This is a genomic window from Caulobacter sp. S45, from assembly GCF_009765965.1.
Classification (GTDB): Bacteria; Pseudomonadota; Alphaproteobacteria; order Caulobacterales; family Caulobacteraceae; genus CAHJWH01.
The window spans coordinates 2568828-2570245 of sequence record NZ_LMUL01000014.1; the positions used below are offsets into that span (position 1 = coordinate 2568828).

At 70.7% G+C, this 1418-nt stretch carries 1 protein-coding gene; it reads left to right on the forward strand.

Going from position 1 to position 1418, the window contains the following annotated elements:
- Positions 1-1418: NAD-glutamate dehydrogenase domain-containing protein (locus GSQ87_RS22565; RefSeq protein ID WP_216839396.1), on the forward strand; the 1418-nt coding region annotated here is incomplete at both ends.

Sequence of the window (1418 nt, forward strand, 5' to 3'; positions counted from 1 at the left end):
GGGACGACTACGACAAGAGCCTGATCTCCAAGGGCGGCGGCGTGTTCGCCCGCACGGCCAAGTCGATCCCGCTCTCGCCGGAAGTGCGGGCGATGCTGGGGGTCGAGGACGAGGCCCTGCCGCCCGCCGAGTTGATCCGCGCCATCCTCAAGGCCGAGGTCGAACTGCTCTATCTCGGCGGCATCGGCACCTATGTGAAGGCCGCGTCGGAGAGCAACGCCGAGGCCGGCGACAAGGCCAACGACGCGGTGCGGGTGGACGCCACCGAGCTTCGCGCCAAGGTGGTGGGCGAGGGGGCCAACCTCGGCTTCACCCAGGCCGGGCGCATCTCGTTCGCGCGCACGGGCGGGCGGATCGACACCGACGCCATCGACAATTCCGCCGGCGTGGACACCTCCGACCACGAGGTGAACATCAAGATCCTGCTGGGTCGCGCGATCACCGACGGCACATTGGCTTCCGACGACCGCAACCCCTTGCTGGCCAGCATGACCGACGAGGTGGGCGCCCACGTGCTGCACCACAACTACGACCAGACGCTCGGCCTGTCCCTGCAAGAGGCCAACGCCCCGGCCGAGCTGGAGGCGCATGGCGCATTCATGCTGGACCTGGAGCGCAAGGGTCGGCTGAACCGCACCGTGGAAGGCCTGCCCCGCGCCCAGGCGCTGGCGGACCTGCGGGCGGCCGGACGTGGGCTGACGCGGCCCGAGCTGGCGGTGATCACCGCCTATGGCAAGCTGGAGCTGTCGGCGGCCATCGTCTCCAGCCCCGTTGTGGACGACCCGTACTTCTTCCGCACACTGAAGGCCTATTTCCCCGAAGCGTTGGGCCGGTTCGAGGACGAGATGGGGCGCCACCGCTTGCGTCGCGACATCGTCGCCACCGTGCTGGCCAACGCTGTGGTCGACAAGGCCGGCCCGACCTTCGCCTCGCGTATCCTGACCGCCCTGGACTGCGACGTGGCCAGCTTCGTCACCGCCTTCGAGACCGCCCGCCAGGTGTTCCGTCTGGACGAGACCTGGCGCGAGGTGGACGGACAGGACTATCGCATCCCCGCGGCCGCCCAGTCTGCGCTCTACCAGGAGCTCGCCCGCGCCCTGCGCGGCCAGACCTACTGGCTGGCCCAGCGGGCGGAGCGCAGCCATGTCGGCGTGCAGGCCCTGATCGACGCCTACCGTCCCACCGTGGACGTGCTCCAGACCCACGGACTGGAGTTGTTGTCGGCGTTCGAGCGAGACGCCGTCATCGCGCGATGCCGCGCGTTCGCCGACGCGGGCGCCCCCGAGGGCCTGGCGTCCCGCATCGCCCTGCTGCGGGCCCTGACCGGGGCCACGGGGGTCGCCGACCTGGCGCGCGAGCTGGATTGGCCGCCCGAGGCCATGGCGCGGCTCTACAACGAGACCGGCTCGGCCCTCGGC